Annotated in this window: 20 protein-coding genes and 1 tRNA gene; 5 read left to right on the forward strand and 16 right to left on the reverse strand. The window is 41.0% G+C overall.

Going from position 1 to position 20,892, the window contains the following annotated elements; translation table 11 throughout:
• Nucleotides 1–370 precede the first annotated feature (370 nt).
• Both JU57_RS12590 and JU57_RS12595 read right to left on the reverse strand, forming a co-directional pair.
• A complete protein-coding gene (locus JU57_RS12590) occupies nt 371–1,621 on the reverse strand; it encodes an integrase arm-type DNA-binding domain-containing protein (RefSeq protein WP_051906881.1) in 1,251 nt (416 codons plus the stop codon).
• 187 nt (nt 1,622–1,808) lie between these two features.
• Nucleotides 1,809–1,883: transfer RNA gene (locus JU57_RS12595), tRNA-Asn, on the reverse strand.
• Between the two features lie 194 nt (nt 1,884–2,077).
• Between JU57_RS12595 and JU57_RS12600 the strand changes: the two genes are divergently transcribed.
• Both JU57_RS12600 and JU57_RS12605 read left to right on the forward strand, forming a co-directional pair.
• On the forward strand, nt 2,078–3,031 hold the full coding sequence (locus JU57_RS12600; RefSeq protein ID WP_037961786.1) for a TAXI family TRAP transporter solute-binding subunit: 954 nt from the start codon (nt 2,078–2,080) through the stop codon (nt 3,029–3,031).
• Nucleotides 3,032–3,104: 73 nt separating this feature from the next.
• Nucleotides 3,105–5,180 (forward strand): TRAP transporter permease, encoded by a 2,076-nt coding sequence (locus JU57_RS12605; RefSeq protein WP_294877389.1) that lies wholly within the window; start codon nt 3,105–3,107, stop codon nt 5,178–5,180.
• Nucleotides 5,181–5,203: 23 nt separating this feature from the next.
• Here the strand turns inward: JU57_RS12605 and JU57_RS12610 are convergent, their stop codons facing one another.
• From JU57_RS12610 to JU57_RS12650, 9 genes are all read right to left on the reverse strand, one after another.
• A complete protein-coding gene (locus tag JU57_RS12610) occupies nt 5,204–6,157 on the reverse strand; it encodes a radical SAM protein (protein WP_294877391.1) in 954 nt (317 codons plus the stop codon).
• A gap of 11 nt (nt 6,158–6,168) precedes the next feature.
• Nucleotides 6,169–7,191, reverse strand: coding sequence for a uroporphyrinogen decarboxylase (hemE, locus tag JU57_RS12615; RefSeq protein ID WP_037961790.1), 1,023 nt, complete (start codon nt 7,189–7,191; stop codon nt 6,169–6,171).
• Nucleotides 7,191–7,703 carry a YqhA family protein gene (locus tag JU57_RS12620; RefSeq protein WP_037961792.1) on the reverse strand — a complete coding sequence of 171 codons (513 nt, stop codon included), beginning with the start codon at nt 7,701–7,703 and terminating at the stop codon, nt 7,191–7,193. The genes hemE and JU57_RS12620 overlap by 1 nt, the downstream gene beginning before the upstream one ends.
• Nucleotides 7,703–8,731 carry an aspartate-semialdehyde dehydrogenase gene (locus JU57_RS12625; protein ID WP_037961794.1) on the reverse strand — a complete coding sequence of 343 codons (1,029 nt, stop codon included), beginning with the start codon at nt 8,729–8,731 and terminating at the stop codon, nt 7,703–7,705. The genes JU57_RS12620 and JU57_RS12625 overlap by 1 nt, the downstream gene beginning before the upstream one ends.
• A 90-nt stretch (nt 8,732–8,821) precedes the next feature.
• Nucleotides 8,822–9,985: a sigma-54 dependent transcriptional regulator gene (locus JU57_RS12630; RefSeq protein ID WP_037961797.1), complete on the reverse strand. Its 1,164-nt coding sequence runs from the start codon at nt 9,983–9,985 to the stop codon at nt 8,822–8,824.
• 27 nt (nt 9,986–10,012) lie between these two features.
• A complete protein-coding gene (locus JU57_RS12635; RefSeq protein ID WP_037961800.1) occupies nt 10,013–10,405 on the reverse strand; it encodes a hypothetical protein in 393 nt (130 codons plus the stop codon).
• Nucleotides 10,381–10,818 (reverse strand): hypothetical protein, encoded by a 438-nt coding sequence (locus JU57_RS12640; RefSeq protein ID WP_037961801.1) that lies wholly within the window; start codon nt 10,816–10,818, stop codon nt 10,381–10,383. Before JU57_RS12640 ends, JU57_RS12635 begins: the two co-directional genes overlap by 25 nt.
• Nucleotides 10,819–10,866: 48 nt before the next feature.
• A complete protein-coding gene (gene gyrA / locus JU57_RS12645; protein WP_037961807.1) occupies nt 10,867–13,404 on the reverse strand; it encodes a DNA gyrase subunit A in 2,538 nt (845 codons plus the stop codon).
• Nucleotides 13,405–13,481: 77 nt separating this feature from the next.
• Nucleotides 13,482–14,240, reverse strand: a complete 759-nt coding sequence (locus JU57_RS12650) for a transposase (protein ID WP_037961809.1) — start codon at nt 14,238–14,240, stop codon at nt 13,482–13,484.
• Between the two features lie 99 nt (nt 14,241–14,339).
• Here JU57_RS12650 and JU57_RS12655 point away from each other — a divergent pair, with 99 nt between their 5' ends.
• A complete protein-coding gene (locus JU57_RS12655) occupies nt 14,340–14,846 on the forward strand; it encodes a hypothetical protein (protein ID WP_037961811.1) in 507 nt (168 codons plus the stop codon).
• Between the two features lie 36 nt (nt 14,847–14,882).
• Here the strand turns inward: JU57_RS12655 and JU57_RS12660 are convergent, their stop codons facing one another.
• From JU57_RS12660 to JU57_RS12670, 3 genes are read right to left on the reverse strand one after another with little or no spacing between them, the layout of a single operon-like run.
• On the reverse strand, nt 14,883–15,455 hold the full coding sequence (locus JU57_RS12660; protein ID WP_037961813.1) for a ComF family protein: 573 nt from the start codon (nt 15,453–15,455) through the stop codon (nt 14,883–14,885).
• A 2-nt stretch (nt 15,456–15,457) separates the two neighbouring features.
• A complete protein-coding gene (gene lepA / locus JU57_RS12665) occupies nt 15,458–17,251 on the reverse strand; it encodes a translation elongation factor 4 (protein WP_037961816.1) in 1,794 nt (597 codons plus the stop codon).
• Nucleotides 17,251–18,180 (reverse strand): ribose-phosphate pyrophosphokinase, encoded by a 930-nt coding sequence (locus JU57_RS12670; protein WP_037961822.1) that lies wholly within the window; start codon nt 18,178–18,180, stop codon nt 17,251–17,253. Before JU57_RS12670 ends, lepA begins: the two co-directional genes overlap by 1 nt.
• 136 nt (nt 18,181–18,316) lie before the next feature.
• On the opposite strand from JU57_RS12670, the gene JU57_RS13845 reads away from it, so the two are divergent.
• Nucleotides 18,317–19,000, forward strand: a complete 684-nt coding sequence (locus tag JU57_RS13845; protein WP_051906883.1) for a DUF4405 domain-containing protein — start codon at nt 18,317–18,319, stop codon at nt 18,998–19,000.
• Nucleotides 18,997–19,320 carry an EF-hand domain-containing protein gene (locus tag JU57_RS12680; RefSeq protein ID WP_037961825.1) on the forward strand — a complete coding sequence of 108 codons (324 nt, stop codon included), beginning with the start codon at nt 18,997–18,999 and terminating at the stop codon, nt 19,318–19,320. The genes JU57_RS13845 and JU57_RS12680 overlap by 4 nt, the downstream gene beginning before the upstream one ends.
• A 39-nt stretch (nt 19,321–19,359) precedes the next feature.
• On the opposite strand, the gene JU57_RS12685 is transcribed toward JU57_RS12680, so the two are convergent.
• On the reverse strand, nt 19,360–19,722 hold the full coding sequence (locus JU57_RS12685) for an EamA family transporter (RefSeq protein WP_037961828.1): 363 nt from the start codon (nt 19,720–19,722) through the stop codon (nt 19,360–19,362).
• Nucleotides 19,722–20,855 (reverse strand): dTDP-4-amino-4,6-dideoxygalactose transaminase, encoded by a 1,134-nt coding sequence (rffA, locus tag JU57_RS12690; protein ID WP_037961831.1) that lies wholly within the window; start codon nt 20,853–20,855, stop codon nt 19,722–19,724. The genes JU57_RS12685 and rffA overlap by 1 nt, the downstream gene beginning before the upstream one ends.
• Between the last annotated feature and the right edge of the window lie 37 nt (nt 20,856–20,892).

The following is a 20,892-nucleotide window of genomic DNA, read 5'->3' on the forward strand; positions in this document are numbered from 1 at the left end:
ACCCCTTGTTTATGGTCGAAATTATACTACAAAATTGCTTCTAAAGCCCTAAAAATAAGGGTTTTACTTGTTTTTCAGGGTCGACTATTTATTAGCCAAAGAGATTGCACGAAGGATTTATCAAGAACTGCATTCTGAATTTTATTATGAAATATACCATGTGGATAATCCAAAGCATCAGGCTATACTTGAAGCTAGCATTGAAGAGGTGAGAAAAATTCAACAAAAGAACATGGGCTAATGCTTATAAAAAAGAGTGTTTATCAAACATTTACTGCCCCACATCAAGAGACGAAACTTTAATTCCTCAATAGTTTACTCTTAGTGTATTTTTCAATAGGCAGGAATGAAAACAATAAATTCTCATTAGTTATAAGTTATCGATAAAGTCAGCCCACCACTGCATAAGTATTTTCATTTGAGCAGTATAATCTGCTCTGTGTGTGTAAGCACGTTTTTTAACATCTTGTTCATGATGGTCTAAACAAGCTTCTCTACTTGCTTCACTTACACCATGCTGTCGCTCATATGTTTCTGCTAAACTTCTAAAAGTACCACGGAAAGAGTGCGTTCTTTGTCTTCTCCCTGCATCCTCATCATTAAATCTCATGCGCTCTAAAGCACGGTTACATGTCTCTTTATTCATTGGTACAGTTTCATTCTTGCCATGAAAAACCCATGTACCCCAACCTGTTAATTTATAAATTTCTTTCATTAATCGTACCGTCTGTGTGGATAGAGGTAGAATAAAATCGCTGAAGTTTTTATTTTTTATTTTCATTTCATTGCGTGGTATTGTTATAATGCCCTTTTCTAAATCAACATATTCCCATTTTAAAGTCGTTAAATTCATAGCTCGGTAAGGATTTAAAAGAAGAAATTTTAATGCGTATCGCGTTAATTGGCTAGGATATGCTTCAATTGCTAATATAAGCTCTTGTAAAATTGATTCATCTGTAATTTTAGGGTGATGAGTGACTTCATATTTTGCTAATCCTTTCCTTGATATATTAGCAATAATATTGATATTAATAAGTCCTCTATTGATCGCATATAACCAAATGTCATTACAATCGTTTAGGAGCCTTCTAGCTGTATCTATTGAGGTATTTTCTTTAGCTTTAATAATTTCAAATACTTGCCCATGCGTAATATCTTTGATATGAGTAGAAAAAACTATATTTTGATGTGCATCATATTTACAAAAAAATGGGAAAACATCTCTTTCAAAATTACGAGTTTTTTTATTAAGTGTTATGGGTGCTAGTTTCAGCATCTTAAGCCAATCATAGACAACCAAATGAAATTGCCCCTGAATATCTTGCTCCTGCTCCAATTTGACCTGTTTTTTTAAGTGGGTAGGGTTAAGACCTTCCATTGCAGTAGTTTTGTATTGATCTTTAATTTTTCGAGCATTTGCAAGAGTTACTTTAGGATATGTGCCAATAGTTGTTTTTGTTGTTTTACCATTGATTGTATAGCGAACTTCCCATACTTTAGAGCCAATAGCTTTAACAAGTAGTTGTAATCCATCGCCATCAGGGAGCGTATAGTCTTTTTCTTTTGGTTTGGCTGTTTTTATGAGGGTATCGTTAAGTGGAGCAACACGCCTATTTGCCATGGTTTTCTCATCTCTTAATGTACTTTTTTAGGAAGCTTTTTATAAATCTTATCCGAAGTACATTAAAAAGTACATTAATGTCGTAGATGGTGTTGGTTTTTACTGGATTTCAATAGACGAACAAAATCGTCACAGTCTCGATAGCTAGGGGGGTTTAGACTTTATTGGATTGTATTAGAAAAAAGAGTGGCTCCGAATGCTGGATTCGAACCAGCGACCAAGTGATTAACAGTCACCTACTCTACCGCTGAGCTAATTCGGAACACTTTGAATGAGGTCGAAATTATAGTCAAAAAATACTTTATTGTCAAGACATATTTGAATAAATTTCTTAAAAAGTTTTTTGTGACACAAATCTTAAAAATAACATAAATCTTACATAAATGTGTTGATTCATTCAAGAAAAGGTAAGAAGAAACATTGTAGGATAAAAAGATTTAATTTTAAGGAGTCCCTATGAATAAGAAACTTATTGGCTTAGCATTGGCTGGAACACTGAGCGTTCCTATGTTTGCAGCAGAGTTCATCACGATTGGTACGGGTGGCGTTACAGGAACGTACTATCCAACGGGTGGTGCTATCTGTCAAATGGTGAACAAAAACAAAAAAGAGACGAACATCCGATGTTCTGTAGAGTCCACGGGTGGTTCAGTTTACAATGTCAATACGATCAAAGCAGGTGAGCTTGATTTTGGTATATCCCAAAGTGACACGGCTTACCAAGCGTTTAAAGGCGAAGGTAAGTTTGAAGGTGCTGCGGCTGTACCAGAACTTCGTAGTGCGATTGCCATTTACCCAGAACTGCTAGCCCTGGTTGTCAGTCAAAAATCAGGCATCAAAACGATGGCGGATCTAAAAGGTAAAAAACTGAACTTAGACTCACCAGGTTCTGGAACCAACATGACGGTTGATGTTATTTTTGAAGCGCTTGGCATCAAACGCTCCGACTTAGCGCTTGTCAATGAACTCAAATCAACCGAAGGTCCAACGATGCTTCAAGACAACCACATCGATGGTTACTTCTTCGTTGCAGGTCATCCAACGGCGAACATTAAAGACGCATCAAACTCTGTAGACATTAACATCGTTCCTATCGATGGTCCTGCCATTGATGCGTTGGTTAAAAAATACCCTTATTATGCCAAAGGCACCATCTCAGGTTCATACTATAAAGGTGTGCCAAATGATGTTCCAAGCATTGGTGTTAAAGCGGTTCTTATAACCAGCAGCAAAGTGAAAGATGAAGTGGTTTACCAAGTTGTAAAAACCATCCTTGACAACTTTGACAAATTTAAAGAGCTTCACCCTTCGTACAAAACGATTACCAAAGAGAGCTTACTTGAAGGCTTAAGTGTACCACAACATCCAGGTGCAATTAAAGCATTTAAAGAAGCTGGACTGCTTAAATAACTCTACAAACTATTTTTTACATGTAAGGCTTTTTGAAAAAAGAAGCCTTACAGATTGACACAAAGGTTTACGCGTGAAAACACTTGAAGAACGACTCGATGATGCAAAACTCATCAGCGAATTTGAAGGACATAGAGATTTTGAAAGCAATACATGGCAATACTGGTTTGTAGCTGCCATTGCTTTTTGTTGGTCTTTATACCAACTTTACATTGTCATCGATCCAGGCAACAGTGCTCATGTTAGAGCCGTTCACTTGGCATTTGGCATCGCCCTTGCATTTGCAATGCATGCTATCAGTAAAAGCCCAAAACTAAGATCGACGATCACATGGTATGACTTTGCTATTATGCTTGTAGGCGTTGCGGCGGTTTTATACCAATGGTATGCCTATAAAGACCTTGCAATGCGCTCAGGTGCATGGACACAAATGGACATCATCGTAGGTGTTGCGACACTTCTTATCGTCCTTGAAGCATCACGAAGGGTTATGGGTTTGCCTTTGATGCTTGCAGCGGTTGTCTTTTTACTCTACGACTATTTTGGTCCTTATCTTCCCGATATGATCGCGCACAAAGGTGCGAGCATCAATAAAATCATGGGACAGATGGTACTCACAACAGAGGGCATTTTTGGTGTTCCACTGGGCGTTAGTGCTAGTTTTGTCTTTTTGTTTGTTCTTTTTGGCTCACTTCTTGACAAAGCAGGAGCAGGTGAATACTTCATCAAAGTCTCTTACACCATTTTAGGCAGATACGACGGAGGCCCTGCCAAAGCAGCCGTTGCCGCTTCGGGTATGTTTGGTATGATCTCAGGCTCCTCTATCGCCAATACCGTCACCGTAGGTACATTTACCATTCCACTGATGAAACGTCTTGGATTTAGTTCGCACAAAGCAGCAGCCGTTGAAACAGCCGCTTCGGTTAATGGTCAACTCATGCCTCCAATTATGGGCGCTGCTGCGTTTATTATGGCGGAGTTTTTAGGGCTTGATTATACCGACATCGTTTTTGCAGCCTTTATTCCTGCCTTTACATGTTATGCCGCACTGTTTTACATCGTTCACTTAGAAGCCAAAAAGCACGGCCTTAAAGGTGAAGACCCCAGTGTCCTAGGACGTACATGGCCTATTTTCATCAGAGGGATTCACTATCTTATTCCGATCTTTTTCTTGATTTACACACTCATTGTCCTACGACAATCCGCACAAAGTGCCGCCTTCAGTGCCATTATGTTTTTGATGATCATCATGGTCGTTCAAAAACCTTTTAAAGCATATTTGAACAAAGAAAAAATAACGCTACCTCTTATCATGGAAGGATTTTCCGATATTGGAAACGGCATGGTCATGGGGGCTAAAAATATGGTTTCGATTGCCATTGCAACAGCCGTTGCAGGCATCATCGTAGGGTCTGTCACCCTAACAGGCATTGGTTTGGTTCTAGCCGAAGTGATTGATAATCTCTCAGGTGGGTACATCTTAGCGGTTCTTTTCCTGACTGCTTTTGTCTCACTCGTACTGGGTATGGGGCTTCCAACAACAGCAAACTACATCGTTATGGCTGCGTTAACGGCACCGATTATTATGGATTTGGCTGCCAGTAATGGGTATTTGATTCCAACGATTGCAGCACACATGTTTGTTTTCTATTTTGGTATTTTAGCTGACGACACGCCACCTGTGGGTATGGCAGCCTATGCTTCGGCGGCGATTGCGAAGAGTGATCCTATTATTACGGGTATTCAGTCGTTTATTTACGACATACGAACGGGCATCTTGCCGTTTATGTTCTTCTTTAATAACGAACTTCTGCTCATTGGCGGTGTTGATCCTGAAGATCCAAACGATGCCTCTAAATGGCAGTGGATCACCAATCCATTTGAAATTGCCCTTATTTTTGGTGGCGCAGTGTTGGGTATGTTTGCCTTCACCTCCGCCACGCAAAGCTTTATCTTAACGAAGATCAATACGATTGAACGTATCGGTTTGATTGTCGTCATTCCATTCTTGATGCTTCCAAAGATTATGACTGAAAAACTAGGACTTCCAAGCTACTACGTCTCTTATGTGATAGGGCTAGGCATTTATGGAGTTATCTATTTTAATCAACGCATTAAGTATAAAAAACAACAGTTAGCACTGACGTAATTCATAGTGGGCGAAATCGCCCACTACACTACTTTATAAAAATCCACCCCTGCAATATTCTTTACATGTAAACGCTTTTCTTCGACCAAACGGTTGAGATTTTCAAGACTTTGTGCATCAAAACACAGAGCTATATCTTCAAAACTTTGGGGTCTTCGTTTGAGAAGTTCGAGTATCTCCTCTTCACTAAAATGACGCTTTTGGGGTATGTAATTTTTCTTGTACGCAATGTTTACATGTAAGCCTTCAAGAAGGCTTGAAAGCTCTACTAAACGCTCGATACTCACACCTTTTACCGCATAAGCAGGTGGACGATCAATTGTTCCTACATCGATGCGATCAGGCTTGATTTCTTGCAAAACGGCATTCAGCGCTTTAAACTCTTCTTCGGTATCATTTAACCCTTCAACCACTAAGATTTCGATGACCAATTCACCTTTATAAAGCGTTCTAAAGCGTTTCATACCTTCAATTATCTCTGCAATCTCAATGCCTTTATGCGCGCGATCAAGTTTGTGAAAGCATTTTGGGCTCACACAATCTAAAGAGAGTTTGACGATATCTAATTTTGAGAGAATGTTTTGAATGGAAAGATCCGCAATCGTTGACCCGTTAGAGAGTATCAGCAGTTTCGTCTCTTTTTTGATGCTTACAATACCATCCACTAACATGCCAAGTTCAGGGTAAAGTGTCGGCTCACCATTGGCTGTCAGCGTAATCACATCAAGATTTTGATGTTTGAGCAATGCCTCACCAAGCGCATCTAACACTTCTTGCACATGAGGGGCATCACTCACTTTATCGACTGTTTTGGCGCCTCTCAGTTCGCAGTAAAGGCAGTCAAAATTGCACTGTTTGGAGGAGGGGCTCAGGTCGATGCCAAGAGATTGCCCAAAACGTCTGGAGGTAATGGGTCCAAAGATAATGTGACTGATGGAAAATCCTTTACATGTAAAGAGTGTGCTTGGAAAGTCCAAGCACAGAATGATTAGATTTTGGTGCGAGTTTGAACTTGTTTGATGAAGTATTTTGCATGTTCAACAGGAATGTCAGGCAAGATGCCATGTCCTAAGTTAAAGATATGTCTCTCGTTTTTCATAACGGTGATGATATGCTCAATGCCTTCATCAATCGCCTCTTTGCTGTAAAGACGTGTTGGCTCCATATTGCCTTGAAGGACATATTTGCCTCCCAATTTCGCTTTGGCAAGCTCAATCGGTGTTGACCAATCCACACCAAAAACGTCAAATTCACCATCGATTTTATCCAAGTATCCGCTAATGCCTTTAGGAAATAAAATGACAGGAACATGCGGATATTTGGCTTTTAAATACGCACTAATCTCTTTCATATACGACCAGCTAAATTCAAAATACGCACTCTCTTCAAGTGCGGCTGCCCATGAATCAAAGATCATCACGACATTCGCACCACTTTGAATCTGGCGCTCCATATAACCTTTAAGCACTTCGGTCACTTTTTTGAGCAATGCGTGCATAAACTGCGGATTAGAATAGATCATTTTCTTCACAAGCGCATACGTTTTTGTTCCCTGTCCTTCGATCATATAGGTCGCCAATGTCCAAGGAGCACCACAAAAACCAATCAGTGCTTTATCGGCAGCGAGTTTACCGCGAATCAATTTAATCGTCTCATAAACGTATGCTAAGCCGTCAATGGCTTTTTCAACACTGAGTTTGTCAAGATCAGCTTGATTTTGAATCGGGTGTGAAAAGACAGGACCTTCGCCTTTTAAAAACTGAAGCTCCATGCCCATTTCAAGGGGTACAACTAAAATATCGCTAAATAAAATGGCTGCATCCACGCCCAAAATATCAACCGGCTGAAGCGTGACTTCACACGCTTTTTCAGGGTCTTTACATAAACGTAAAAAATCTCCTGCTTGGGCTCTTACTTTCATATACTCCGGCAAATAACGCCCTGCTTGGCGCATCATCCATACCGGTGTATACGGTGTTTTTTTACCAAAACAAGCATCGACAAAAATCATCAGTGTTTTCCTCCATTTTTATGTAAGAAGTAAAGCCCCAATGAAAGTGCTAAAATGGATGCTGAAAGATAGAGCATCTCTAAAGCACCCTTGTATTCGGCATGAAGTACACGTTGAAAGAAACTTACGATCAATACCATCACAATGACTTTTGCAATCTTATCTTTAAGCTCATCGAGAGAACTAACATACAAAATCTTATCGCCGCCTGTACCTTTGGCAATATCGATTTCAGAGATGAAAAGCTCATAAATACCAAAGCCAAAAATGAGCAAAACTACGGCGATCAAATAAAGATCAATTGCCCCGATAATTTCAGCAACAATATCAGCATGAAAATTTTCAGGATGAAACGTCGTAAAGAAGTATTTATACGTTAAAACTAAAACATGGTAAAGATCTGCACTGGCTAAAAAAAAGAGTGCAAAGGCTGCTAAAATACTAAAGATCACCGCTGAGAGAGTCATCAGTCGTGTTGACCATAACCCTCTCTCAAATAGTTTTTCTAACATTAAGCCTCTTCCCGCTTAATCCATTTTTGTGCAATTCTAACGGCATTAGTCGCTGCACCTACACGAATCTGATCGGCAACACACCATACATGAAGGACGTTATCGCGGTTGATGTCTTTACGAATTCTTCCTACGTATGTTTCATTCGTATCGGTTGAGATGATTGGCATTGGGTACTCTTTTTTGGCTGGATTATCCAAAACAACCACATTTTCTGCATTTTTCAAGGCTTCAATCGCTTTGTCTAAATTGACATCTTTTTCAAAATGAATCGTAATCGCTTCAGAGTGACTTCTCATAACAGGAACGCGTACACACGTTGCGCTGATTTCCATTGTTTTACCCAAGATTTTCTGAGTCTCGTTGACCATTTTCATCTCTTCTTTGGTGTAGTCATTGTCCATAAAAACATCAATATGAGGAATGACATTGAGCGCAATTTGATGTGCAAATGTTTTTGGTTCACATTGATCCAGTTTAAAGGCAAAGAAGTCTTGCATTTGGTTCACAAGCTCTTCCATACCACTTTTACCTGCACCACTCACGGCTTGATAGGTTGCAACATCCACACGTGTAATGTTAAAAAGATCATCGAGTGGTTTTAAAACTTGAACCATCTGAATCGTTGAACAGTTTGGATTCGCAATAATCCCTCTGTTTTGCCATTGGTCAATGTCGTCTGGGTTACACTCAGGTACCACCAAAGGAACATCTGGATCCATTCTAAAATGGCTGGTGTTATCAATCACCACAGCACCTGCTTCGGCAGCAAAGGGAGCATAATGGGCTGAAATATCGCCACCTGCACTAAAAAATGCGATCTCAACATCGTTCTCTTCAAACGCTTTTTCAGTAAGCTCAAGTACTTTATACGTTTTGTCCTTGAACTCAACTTCAAGCCCTGCACTCTTACTACTTGCGAGTGGAACGAGATTGTTGACAGGAAAATCAACCTCTTCTAAAACTCTACACAGCTCTTCGCCAACCGCACCCGTAGCTCCAACGATTGCTACATTGTACTTTTTCATTTCGCTTACCTTATTGTTTATGTGAGACTTTTTTAATAACCCAATAGAGTTGGTATTAAGTTATCAAAAAAGTCTATATTCTTTTTATTACTATGAACTAAACCAGTTTCGGCTCTCTAAAAAGAGATCTTCTTTGCTGATCGCCTCAGTATCGCTTAAGATCACGGCACGCTCAACAACAGAGATCAACTCTCTGATATTGCCTGGCCATCGATAAGTCATCAAAGAGTCTATCGCTTCCTGCGAAAAATAACGTTTTTGCAGACCATATTTCTTCGTCACACGCTCCAAAATCACCTCACAAATCGGTAAAATTTCCTCTTTGCGTTGACGAAGTGGCGCTATCTCAATTGGAATCGTATTGAGCCTGTAGTAGAGATCTTCTCTAAATTGCCCTTCTTTAATGCTTCGTTTAATATCGGCATTCGTTGCAGAAACAATACGCACATCAATCGGTAACTCTTTTGTACCACCCACACGCACCATTACACGTTCTTGAATGACCCTTAAAAGCTTGGCTTGAAGCATCATAGGCATCTCACCAATTTCATCTAAGAAAAGGGTTCCCCCATTAGCAACTTCAAAATAGCCTTTTTTCTCGGCAATCGCATCGGTAAAGGCACCTTTTTCATAGCCAAACAGCTCACTTTCCAAAAGATTTTCTGGAATTGCCGCCATATTGATCGCGACAAACGGATTTTTAGCACGTGGAGAGTTCTTATGCACATAATTGGCAAAAAGCTCTTTTCCAACACCACTCTCGCCTAAAAGAAGCACACTAACATCGGTTTTTGCCGCTTTTCTTGCAATACTCAGTGCTTTTTCAAGCTCAGGAGACGACGCTATAAAATCGCCATTATCTTCTTTGGAACTGTCGATCTTCTCAAAACTCTCTTTAACTTTAGTGCGAATTTTATCGTGACGCTTAATGGCTTCAACGAGTGTTTCAATCTCAAAAGGTTTCGTTAAAAAGTCTTTGACACCCAAACGCACGGACTCAATGGCACGACTCAGTGTCGCATTGCCGGTGATGACAATAATGTCATACTGCCCATCCAGTTTTTTGATAAACTCAATGCCATCCATACCGGGCATATTGATGTCAGTCACGATCAAATCAACACTTGAATCAATCTTTTTAAGAGCATCCAATGCACTTTTGTAGGTAGAAATTTTAAATTCTTCATATTCACCTAGAGCGATTTCTAGGGATTTTCTCATATTTATATCATCTTCTACAATTGCAACGTGCATTTTGAATCAATCCTGCCAAAAAGAGTTTTACCTAATGGCATTTATGGTAGCGAATTCATCTTTAAAGTCTACTGTAAAACGTACCGGCTCGATGACCAACTCTATTCTGTCATTGCCAGATTTGAGATGTTGTTCATTCCATGAAAGAAGATGCGATGAGAGTTGGTAAAAGCAAGGAAGGATCGTATCAAAATGCTGTCGTAAAAACTGCTCTTTAGGAAGGTTTTTAGGATTACTTAATTCAAGCGTGCATAAGGTTTGCGCTTGTCCCATATACGGAATTGTTACGGAGGCAATATTTTTCTGCTCGTAAATCACAAGGCTATTTGCAGTGACGATTTTGTATGAAAACCAAAAAAGATCACTGCAAAAAAGTGTTTGTGTTGTACCTAAAATTAATAGGCAAAAAGTTCGTGCCACCTACGTGCGCTCATTGTAATTTCCATTCGGATGCTGTACAAACCATCTTTAAAGGTTGCATCTGTTATAGCTGCATCTTTAACCAAGGCATTCACAGACGCTACGATACGAGAGTCTTTTAATGCAGCATCTTGAACGGTCTCACTCGAATTAATTTTTACACCGTAAAGCTTCTCACCCAGTTGACGATAGCCATCGGTTATGGCTGCTCGTTTTGCTAGGGCTATTGCTTGCGCAGGAGAAACTGTATTTTTGGGTGCAATACCTTCACCGTAAACAACAAATGATTTTTCGTTGCTAAAATCATACATTGCCGCTTTTGGATCTTTTACAGGTTCAGCCTTTGATGAACAACCCGAAATCACTAGTATCAAACCTAAACTTGCCAAAAGTGTCACAAACCATTTATTCATAGCTACACCTTTTAATATTTTTTTATCTTTAAGCAACTACCATTCCAATTACTCATCGCTTGGTGCGTCAGGTGCGTCATCTGAGACAATCAAACTGCCATCGTTTGAAGTTTCTTCATCATCCAAAGCTTCATCACCTTCGTCAATCTCTTCTTTAGGACAACGCGCAAGACTTTGAACCACATCTTTGCCTTCGACAGAAACCACTTTAACACCACTGGTATTGCGCCCTGCTTTTCGGATGGTTTCCATATCCACACGAATCATCTTACCGCTGCTGGTCAGTGCCATAAGGTCTTTGTCTTCATCGACAATAACAACACCTACTAGATCGGCTGTTTTAGCTGTCAACTTCATAGCGATAACACCTTTACCACCACGACCTTGCAATCTGTACTCTTCTGCAGTTGTGCGTTTACCAATACCTTTTTCCGTGACAGTTAAAAGCTCTTCTTGGTCATTGTAAATGACAGCAGCACCGATAACGCGATCATTCTCCTCTTTAAAGCGAATGCCCGTAACACCACGCGCTGTTCTTCCGATCTCTCGTGCATCACCTACTTCGAAACGGATGCACATACCTTTTTTCGTGACGATGAAAAGGTATTTTGTGTCATGGGTGACTACTTTTGCGGTGACTAACTCATCGTCATCATCCAGCGTAATCGCTCTAACACCCACGGAGCGGATATTTTTAAATTCACTGAGGTTCGTACGTTTAATCACACCGTTTTTGGTAAAAAATGCCAATGATTTGGTCTCATCAAAGTCGGTTGTTGGAATAATTGCCATAATTTTTTCATCCGCTTGTAGCTGAATGAGGTTCACGACTGCTTTACCTTTTGCGGTTCGGCTTCCTTCAGGAATTCGGTAGACCTTGAGCCAGTAGAGTTGTCCGCGATCCGTCACAAACATCAAGGTATCGTGTGTATCGGAGACAAAGAAGCTTTCGATAAAGTCATCATCATACGTTGTTACGGCGATTTTGCCTTTACCACCACGTTTTTGTTTCTCATACTGTTTAAGCGGAACACGTTTGATGTAACCACGATGGGTAATGGTAACCACCATCGACTCATTGGCGATCAAATCTTCCACATCAATATCATCGTAATCATCGACGATTTCAGTGATACGTTTGGATTTGAATTTATCTTTAATTTCGACTAGCTCTTCTTTAATTAACGCATTTAAAAGTGCTTCACTGCGTAAAATATCGCTGAGACGCCCGATCTCTTGAAGAAGCTCTGCAAGCTCGTTTTCGATCTTATCTCTCTCAAGTCCAGTAAGACGTTGGAGTCGCATATCAAGAATCGCACCTGCTTGAACTTCACTGAGGTTAAAGCGTTCAATCAAGCCATCCTTCGCACTTTTGGTATCGGCGCTGCCTTTAATAAGGGCGATAATCTCATCGATATTATCAAGCGCGATTTTAAGACCCTCTAAAATGTGCGCTTTGGCTTTGGCTTTTTCAAGTTCAAAAATCGTACGGCGAATAATAACCGTTTTGCGATGGCGTAAGAAAAGTTTTAAAAGCTCAATCAGTGTAAAGACTTTTGGCTCTTTGTTGTGAATTGCGAGTAAAATAACACCAAACGTCACTTCAAGATTGGTTGATTTGTAAAGATTATTCAGGACGATCTCACTCATCGCTTCACGTTTTAGCTCAATGACAAGGCGAATACCATCTCTATCACTCTCATCTCTGATTTCGCTGATACCTTCGATCATCTTCTCTTTAACGAGGGCTACAATCTGCTCAATCAAACGTACTTTATTGACTTGATAGGGAAGCTCATCGATAACGATGATGTCTTTATTGCCTTTTTTCTCGATATGCACTTTTGCGCGCACTTTGACACGACCACGTCCTGTGCTGTACGCCTCTAAAATGCCTTTTTTACCAAAGATAATACCGCTCGTTGGAAAATCTGGCCCTTTGATAAACTCCATGACCTCATCCAACGTAGCCTCTGGATTTTCAATCAAAAGAAGTAGCGCGTCCAAGAGTTCATCGAGGCAGTGTGGAGGAATGTTCGTTGCCATACCAACTGCGATACCGCTTGAACCGTTCAGTAACAAGTTAGGAACGCGACTTGGTAATACATCTGGCTCGATCATACTGTCATCGTAGTTGGGAACAAAATCAACGGTGTCTTTATCAAGATCACGTAAAAGCTCTTCCGCAAGCGGTGTCATACGTGCTTCCGTATAACGCATCGCAGCGGCGTTGTCGCCGTCAATTGAGCCGAAGTTTCCTTGACCATCTACCATCGGAATACGCATGGAAAACGGCTGTGCCATACGAACAAGCGCGTCATACACCGCGGTGTCACCGTGTGGGTGGTACTTACCGATAACGTCACCGACGATACGCGCTGACTTTTTATAGGGGCTTCGTGAAGAGATCGCAAGATCGTTCATCGCATATAAAATTCTTCGGTGTACGGGTTTAAGTCCATCGCGTGCATCGGGGAGTGCACGCCCGATGATAACACTCATCGAATAATCAAGATAACTGGTCTTTATCGACTCTTCAATACTGATCGTCTTGATGTCTTGGTTCGAATCAAAAATATTGTCCATTCATTAACCTTACATGTAAAATTGCTTCATTGTACTTTACTTTACCTTTCATTTCCATAGGGGTCAGGGCTAAACTTTTAACTTTTTAGGATTTTACTGACGCCTGCAACGCTTAGAGAGCAATTTCGTGCAACGTCACTTTTGCTATACCCATCTTCATAGGCTTTTTTGATCGCTTCATTTCGCTCTGATTTACTCTTTACATGTAAGAAATAATTTTCAAGTACATCTTGGTGCAAAGGCACTATTTGACCCTCTTCGCATTTGTATTTTGTTTGATGAAAAGCGTCTATATTTGAGCGTTCTGTCACACTGAGCGGAATGTTTAAAAGCTCCAATAACTCTTTGGTGTTGTAATCGCGCAAGACAAACGAATTTTGCAAAAAAGGAGGTACCGCATCTTTTAAAATGCTGTACGTTGCACAGTAGAGATATTCGCCTATTTTTTGACTTATCCCCGCTTTAACAGGGTTGTTTTCAATGTATTTAAAGAGGGTAAAAAGGTACTTTTCATCTAAAACGTACCACGATTTGAAGCGATCTTGCCACAAATGCCCCACGCGGTCATGACGTTTATTGAAATAACTTGCGTACTGGGCACCCAGTTGGCGCATCCCTGAGGAGAGATTTTCGCGAGTGTTTTGCACTAAAATGTGATAGTGATTATCCATCAAACAAAACGCATGAATGTTGAACTTATACTCTCTAGCAGCACTTGCCATCAGTTCGATAAACTTCGCTTTGTCCTTTTCATCTTCAAAGACCTTCCCCTTAGCAACACCACGGTTGTAAACATGATGGTAGCCCAAGCTTTCGATGCGTAATCTTCGTGGCATACTTACCCTCTTTTTTTGCTAAAATTGTACCACAGAATGTTAAAAAGTTAAAAGTTTAGCCCTGACCCTTTTTTGCTGACCCCTTTTGAAAGAATGTGCATGAATGAATCTGTTTTAAAAGTCGTGATTATTGTAGCGATTCTTTTGATGTTTGGTCTTCTTTATATGACAGGTGTCGCTTTTGTGCTGGATCATCATTCTTCTTTCAATCTATCTTTGCATAAGCTATCAGCACTTTTTATTATTGGGCTTTTGGGCGTACATGCTTGGTTGCGAAGATGTACCATTCGAAAGCTTTTGCAAGAGTGTATCGCGATCATGTGCAACAAACAGATCCGCCACGAAGACAATATAGATTTTTTGATTCGTAGTACCAAAAACCAATCGTTTCACGAACTCTGCTCACTCTTTAATTGCGATGTCTCGTTTCTTCAACAAAAGCTCTTAGAAAACCACGTAAAAATCGACAATGTTGACGATACGTTAAAGACAATTGCAAAGGCAAATGACAAAGATATGTACCAAATACTTTTACTGATGATCAAGTTACATGTAGAAAAAAATAGCCCTTCGATCATTGATACGAGTTCCTGTGCTAGCGCGTAAATAAGCTTCTCTGAAAGCTCATTTTAACTTTCTTCTCTAGCCTTCTTTCGCATCCGCCAACACCAGTGCAAAAAGAACATTAACGCCCTGCTTTTTGAGTGTCTCATGCGCCTCTTGCAAAGTACTTCCAGTCGTGACAATATCATCGATCAAAATAGCATCTATTTCATCTTTACATGTAAAGACAAAATCACGTTTATTGGCTTGTCTATAGGCTCTGCTTTTACCCGAATAACTCTCATAATTTTGCGCTCTTAAACTTCCGTACAATGGCGTCACATAAGGCTGGGTTGCTTTGGCTAAAATCGCACTGTGCGAATAGCCGTGCCTGACATGATCGTCAATGGGAATGGCGCAGATGCCTTTGGGAAGTTCAAAGGTTTTTAAAAATTCAAAGAAGGTGTGCTTTCCTAGTTGAGCGAAAATTTTGGCGCCAATGTAAGTGTGTTTGGTGTGAAGCAGTGGTGCTAGGTCGCTGTAGTTGTAAAACGAATAGACTTTAAGCCCACTTTCTAACACCCTAAAAGCAGGCGTTGGAGCTAAAATGCTCTGGAGACACTTTTTGCAAAGCGGTTGCCAACTGAGGTTTAAACAAAGATGGCAACGCATTGTTAGTCGATTTTGAGAATGGTGAGAAACGCCTCTTGCGGTAGTTGGACTTTACCGATGGATTTCATACGTTTTTTACCCTCTTTTTGTTTATCAAGCAGTTTTCGTTTTCTGGTAATATCGCCACCGTAACACTTCGCGGTCACGTTTTTACCCATCGATTTCACCGTTTCGCGCGCGATGACCTTGGTGCCAATGCTCGCTTGGATCGCCACTTCAAAAAGTTGCCTTGGAACGATCTCTTTCATCGCTTTGACAAAGTCACGGCCCCTAGTTTGGGCACTGACACGAGGAACAATGATGGAAAGCGCATCCACTGGCTCACCTGCAACAAGCAAATCCAGCTTCACCAAATCACCGACTTGGTACCCGATAGGCTCGTAATCAAAGCTGGCGTAGCCTTTAGAGACCGATTTGAGTTTGTCGTAAAAGTCCATCACAATTTCATTGAGGGGAATTTCGTACTCCAAAAGTACACGCTCAGGACTGAGATAATCCATTTTCTTTTGCATACCCCGTTTGTTATTCATCAAAATGATGATATTGCCCAAAAATTCACTCGGTGTTAAAACAGTGGCTTTGACATAAGGCTCTTGAATCTCTTCAAATTCATTCACGGGAGGCAGTTGACTTGGATTTTGGATGTCCAAAACCGTCCCTTTGGTCGTTTTCACTTTATAGGTTACGGTGGGTGCCGTAGCAATCAGATCGAGATCAAACTCCCTCTCCAAACGCTCTTTAATAACTTCCATATGAAGAAGTCCTAAAAAACCAACCCGAAAACCAAAGCCAAGTGCAGCGGAGGTTTCAGGCTCATAGGAGATGCTTGAGTCATTGAGTTTGAGTTTATCTAACGCGTCTCTGAGTTCTTCAAATTTATCGGTTTCAATCGGATAAAGTCCCGCAAAAACAAACTGTTTAACCTCTTTAAACCCAGCGATCGGTTCTTTTGTTTTGGTACGAAAATCGGTGATCGTATCGCCCACTTTAACATCACCTACGTTTTTAAGCCCCAAAACGACAATGCCCACTTCGCCCGTTTTAATCATTGGTGTTTTTTCTAACACAAGTGGATGCGGATACATCAGGTTTAACACTTCGTGTTTTTTACCCGTACCCATCACGTATACTTCCTGCCCTTTTTTGATCGTGCCATCGTAGACGCGAACCAACGCAAGTGCCCCTAAATAGTTATCAAACCAACTATCGTAAATCAATGCTTTAGTCGGAGCATTTTCATCACCCGTAGGAGCAGGGATTTTATCGACCAGTGTATCAAGAAGTTCTCTGATACCAATGCCGCTTTTAGCACTCACACTAAGCGCTTCCGAACAATCAAGTCCGATGGTATGCTCAATCTCATCTTTCACGCGCTCAGGATCCGCTGCAGGAAGGTCGATTTTGTTAAGAACGGGGATAATTTCTAAGTTATTTTCCAAGGCAATGTACACATTGGCAATGGTTTGGGCTTCAACACCCTGAGAAGCATCGACCACCAAAAGCGCTCCATCACTCGAAGCTAAAGAACGGCTCACTTCATACGAGAAGTCAACGTGACCGGGAGTGTCGATAAGATTTAAAATGTAAGGCTGTCCATCTTTGACATACGTCAAACGAACACTTTGCGCTTTGATGGTAATGCCACGCTCTTTTTCGATGTCCATGGTATCCATCATCTGCGCGGTCATTTCACGTGCACTGACCGCGCCGCACTCTTGAATGAGACGATCGGCTAAGGTGCTTTTACCATGGTCGATATGAGCGATAATTGAGAAGTTACGAATATGTTTCTGCATTAAATAAACAATCCATTGACACTTTCATTGTGATAGACACGACGAATCACTTCGGCAAATACAGGCGCAACGCTTAAGACTTTGATTTTGTCATTGGCTTCTTTAAGAGGAATGGTATCGGTGACAACCAATTCATCTAACTCGCCTTTCGCAATGCGCTCATACGCAGGGCCACTTAAGACTGCGTGTGTACAACATGCCATCACACTCGTAGCACCTTTTTTCTTCAACACCTCCGCCGCTTTGACGATGGTTCCAGCCGTATCGATCATATCGTCCACCAAGATCACGTCTTTGCCTGTTACGTCGCCGATGATATTCATCACCTCAGACTCATTGGCTTTTTCACGGCGTTTATCGACGATGACCATATCAACACCGAGTAATTTTGCAAAACTTCTTGCACGAGCAACACCACCGATGTCAGGACTTGCAATAATAGGGTTTTTGAGATTTTTAGCTTTCACGTAGTCATTAAAGACGATTGAGCCATAGAGGTTATCGACGGGGATATCAAAGAAGCCTTGAATTTGACCGGCATGAAGGTCGATCGTTACGACACGATCAATGCCTGCGGTTTGCATCATATTCGCGACCAATTTGGCTGTGATCGGAACCCTAGGGGCTGCTTTTCGATCTTGTCTTGCGTATCCGAAGTAAGGAACAACGGCGGTAATGCTGTTGGCTGAACTTCTTCGCAGAGCATCGGTTAAAATAAGCAATTCCATTAAATTAATATTTGCCGGCGCACAGGTGGATTGAATGATGAAAACATCTTTTCCTCGTACACTCTCACTGACTTGCACACTGATTTCGCCATCGCTAAATCGTTTAATCTCCGCTGCTGAAAGAGGCAGAGAGAGATGTTTTGCCACTCGTTTTGCAAACTCTGGATTTGCCGTTCCTGCAAAGACTTTATAGCCTCTCATATGAAATATCCTTTACATCAAAAAGTGCTCTATTTTATCCAATAGGGACTTAAGATAGCGTTAACACTCCTTTAACATTAAAGTGCCATAATAACAGAAGTATTTCTGAACATGATACATACATTAAGGATTTCCTATGACTTCGCTACGCCGTTTTATCTCTTTGTGTATCAGTTTTTCATTTCTGATCATGAGCTACACGGGCATTATGCTTTTTATAGCACCCAAAGGCAGGGTTGCTAGATCGATGAACTGGGAATTTTTAGGATTGGAAAAGAGCGAATTCACGAATTTACATGTAACCTTTATGGTGCTTTTTTTAGTGGGTATGCTTTTTCATATTTACCTTAACTGGGGATCGCTCCTCAATTACCTCAAAAACAGAGCCAAATCCTTTTCACTTTTAACAAAAGAGTTTTTAATTGCACTGGGATTGAACCTATTTTTTATCGTAGGAACCCTCTATTATTGGGCACCTTTTGAGCAATTTTTAGACTTTCAAGAAGAGGTAAAAGCTTCGTGGGAAACAAATGGTGCCCCAATCGCTAAAGAAAATGACAAATCGCCTACTCAAAATAATAACCCTATTAATGTCAAATCACAAAGCCTTAATGAAGGTGGAGGATACGGTCAATTAACGCTTAAAAATGCGAGCGTGCAACACACGTTTGCACTGGAAAAGGCATTAGAGCATATCCGAGAAAAAGGCTTTAATGCCACTGAAAATTCTACCCTCAAAGAGATCGCTGATGCTTTACATGTAAAGCCCATTGAGCTCTTAGAATTACTGAAAACATCTACCCAAAAGGAGTCAAAATGAAAAAATATTTCATGTGTTTAGCACTGGTGAGTCTGGTCAGTTTGAGTTTAAATGCAGCGGACACAACGCGAGGTCCCATCGGATTTGAAGCGTACGATACCAACAAAGATGGGATAATGACCCAAGAGGAGTTTAATGCCGTTAAAGCCGAGCGAATGAGTGCAAATGCGCAAGCGGGAATGCCGATGCGAAATGCTGCTAATTCACCTGATTTTGCCTATTTTGATGCCAATAAAGACGGCAAAGTGACCAAAGAAGAGTTTCAAGCAGGGCAATTAAAGTATATGCAGGAAAACAGGCAAAACAGAGGTATGAAATAACCTTACATGTAAAGAGGCGATGCTTCGCCTCAACCCTGCTTATCCACGACTCGAGATAACAATACCCAGCACGATCAACGCAAGACCCAGAATTTTATACAGCGTCACACTCTCATTAAATAAAAAGACCGAAGAGACAAATACCACCACAAACGTCAGTCCCATAAACGGATAGGCGTAGCTTAGTTCAAACTTGGTCATCGCCGCCATCCAACAAAGAGATGCTACAAAGGCAGAGATAAAGCCACTTAAAATAAACGGGTCTAAAAAGAGTTTGAGAAGAAAAACAATCTTTTCAGCCGACGCATCGGGTAAATGCCCATGAAAAGGGATGCGCCATTTGATGACAAGCTGTCCATAGACGGTAAAAAAGATCGTTCCAAAAATGTATAAATGCGCCATTAACATGCACTCCATTTCATCAAAATGTCACACACTGCGTCTATCTCTTCATTGGAAATACCATAATACAGTGGCAAACGAACCAAGCGCTCGCTCTCTTTGGTCGTGTACACATCTTCGCCAAACATACGACCATATTTAAGACCAGCAGGAGCACTGTGCAGTGGCAAATAATGAAACACTGCGCCGATATTTTGCGCTTTAAACTGCTCTAACAGAGCCGTTCTCGTCTCTAAATCTTGCACTTTAAAGTAGAACATATGCGCGTTATGCACACATCCCTCAGGGATAAATGGAAGTTCAATCAACCCTTTTTGAGCCAAACCTTCAAGTTTTGTATAGTACATTTTCCACACATTCAAACGATGATTTTGAATCGCATCCACCTCTTCTAAATTACCCCAAAGGTAAGCGGCTTGAAGCTCACTGGGCAGGTAACTGCTTCCGATGTCCATCCAACCGTATTTATCGACCATGCCTCTAAAAAACTGGCTACGGTTCGTCCCTTTTTCGCGAATGATCTCAGCACGTTGTGAAAAACGTTCATCGTTAATAAGGAGTAGCCCACCCTCGCCACCGCTGGTCACATTTTTAGTTTCATGGAAACTAAAGGCGCCCAAATGCCCAATCGTTCCAAGCGGTTTGCCTTTGTAGGTTGCTTCAAAACCTTGCGCGGCATCTTCAACGACAAAAAGGTTATGACGTGTTGCAATATCCATAATCACATCCATATTGCATCCCACACCGGCATAATGCACAGGCACAATGACTCTCGTTTTAGGCGTAATCGCCGCTTCAATTAAGCGTTCGTCCATATTCATGGTCTCAGATCTAACGTCCACAAACACGATCTTCGCCCCACGCAAAGCAAACGCATCGGCAGTACTCACAAACGTATAGCTAGGCATGATGACTTCATCGCCTTCTTTGATGTCAAGCAACAAGGCTGCCATCTCAAGTGCATGGGTACACGAAGGTGTGAGCAACGTTTTAGGACAACCATAACGTTTTTCAAACCACTCTTGGGAGCGTTTACCAAAGGCACCATCGCCCGAAATTTTCAGGCTATTCATTGCCTCTAACACATACTTGTCTTCGTTTCCTGTTCGGGGAGGTTTATTAAAATGGATCATTGTCTGCTCTTAAATAAGTTTTATAGAGTTGTAACAA

It is taken from the genome of Sulfurospirillum sp. SCADC, assembly GCF_000743525.1.
In the GTDB taxonomy this organism is placed as follows: domain Bacteria; phylum Campylobacterota; class Campylobacteria; order Campylobacterales; family Sulfurospirillaceae; genus Sulfurospirillum.

What these genes read in the sequence shown, in the direction of transcription:
- JU57_RS12620 (WP_037961792.1), bottom strand. Translation starts at nt 7,703, where the DNA reads ATGTTAGAAAAACTATTTGAGAGAGGGTTATGGTCAACACGACTGATG.
- JU57_RS12660 (WP_037961813.1), bottom strand. Translation starts at nt 15,455, where the DNA reads ATGCGTTGCCATCTTTGTTTAAACCTCAGTTGGCAACCGCTTTGCAAA.
- JU57_RS12590 (WP_051906881.1), bottom strand. Translation starts at nt 1,621, where the DNA reads ATGGCAAATAGGCGTGTTGCTCCACTTAACGATACCCTCATAAAAACA.
- JU57_RS12685 (WP_037961828.1), bottom strand. Translation starts at nt 19,722, where the DNA reads ATGGCGCATTTATACATTTTTGGAACGATCTTTTTTACCGTCTATGGA.
- JU57_RS12650 (WP_037961809.1), bottom strand. Translation starts at nt 14,240, where the DNA reads ATGCCACGAAGATTACGCATCGAAAGCTTGGGCTACCATCATGTTTAC.
- JU57_RS12630 (WP_037961797.1), bottom strand. Translation starts at nt 9,985, where the DNA reads ATGCACGTTGCAATTGTAGAAGATGATATAAATATGAGAAAATCCCTA.
- gyrA (WP_037961807.1), bottom strand. Translation starts at nt 13,404, where the DNA reads ATGGACAATATTTTTGATTCGAACCAAGACATCAAGACGATCAGTATT.
- JU57_RS13845 (WP_051906883.1), top strand. Translation starts at nt 18,317, where the DNA reads ATGACTTCGCTACGCCGTTTTATCTCTTTGTGTATCAGTTTTTCATTT.
- rffA (WP_037961831.1), bottom strand. Translation starts at nt 20,855, where the DNA reads ATGATCCATTTTAATAAACCTCCCCGAACAGGAAACGAAGACAAGTAT.
- JU57_RS12600 (WP_037961786.1), top strand. Translation starts at nt 2,078, where the DNA reads ATGAATAAGAAACTTATTGGCTTAGCATTGGCTGGAACACTGAGCGTT.
- lepA (WP_037961816.1), bottom strand. Translation starts at nt 17,251, where the DNA reads ATGCAGAAACATATTCGTAACTTCTCAATTATCGCTCATATCGACCAT.
- hemE (WP_037961790.1), bottom strand. Translation starts at nt 7,191, where the DNA reads ATGATTTTTGTCGATGCTTGTTTTGGTAAAAAAACACCGTATACACCG.
- JU57_RS12655 (WP_037961811.1), top strand. Translation starts at nt 14,340, where the DNA reads ATGAATGAATCTGTTTTAAAAGTCGTGATTATTGTAGCGATTCTTTTG.
- JU57_RS12680 (WP_037961825.1), top strand. Translation starts at nt 18,997, where the DNA reads ATGAAAAAATATTTCATGTGTTTAGCACTGGTGAGTCTGGTCAGTTTG.
- JU57_RS12640 (WP_037961801.1), bottom strand. Translation starts at nt 10,818, where the DNA reads ATGAATAAATGGTTTGTGACACTTTTGGCAAGTTTAGGTTTGATACTA.
- JU57_RS12625 (WP_037961794.1), bottom strand. Translation starts at nt 8,731, where the DNA reads ATGAAAAAGTACAATGTAGCAATCGTTGGAGCTACGGGTGCGGTTGGC.
- JU57_RS12670 (WP_037961822.1), bottom strand. Translation starts at nt 18,180, where the DNA reads ATGAGAGGCTATAAAGTCTTTGCAGGAACGGCAAATCCAGAGTTTGCA.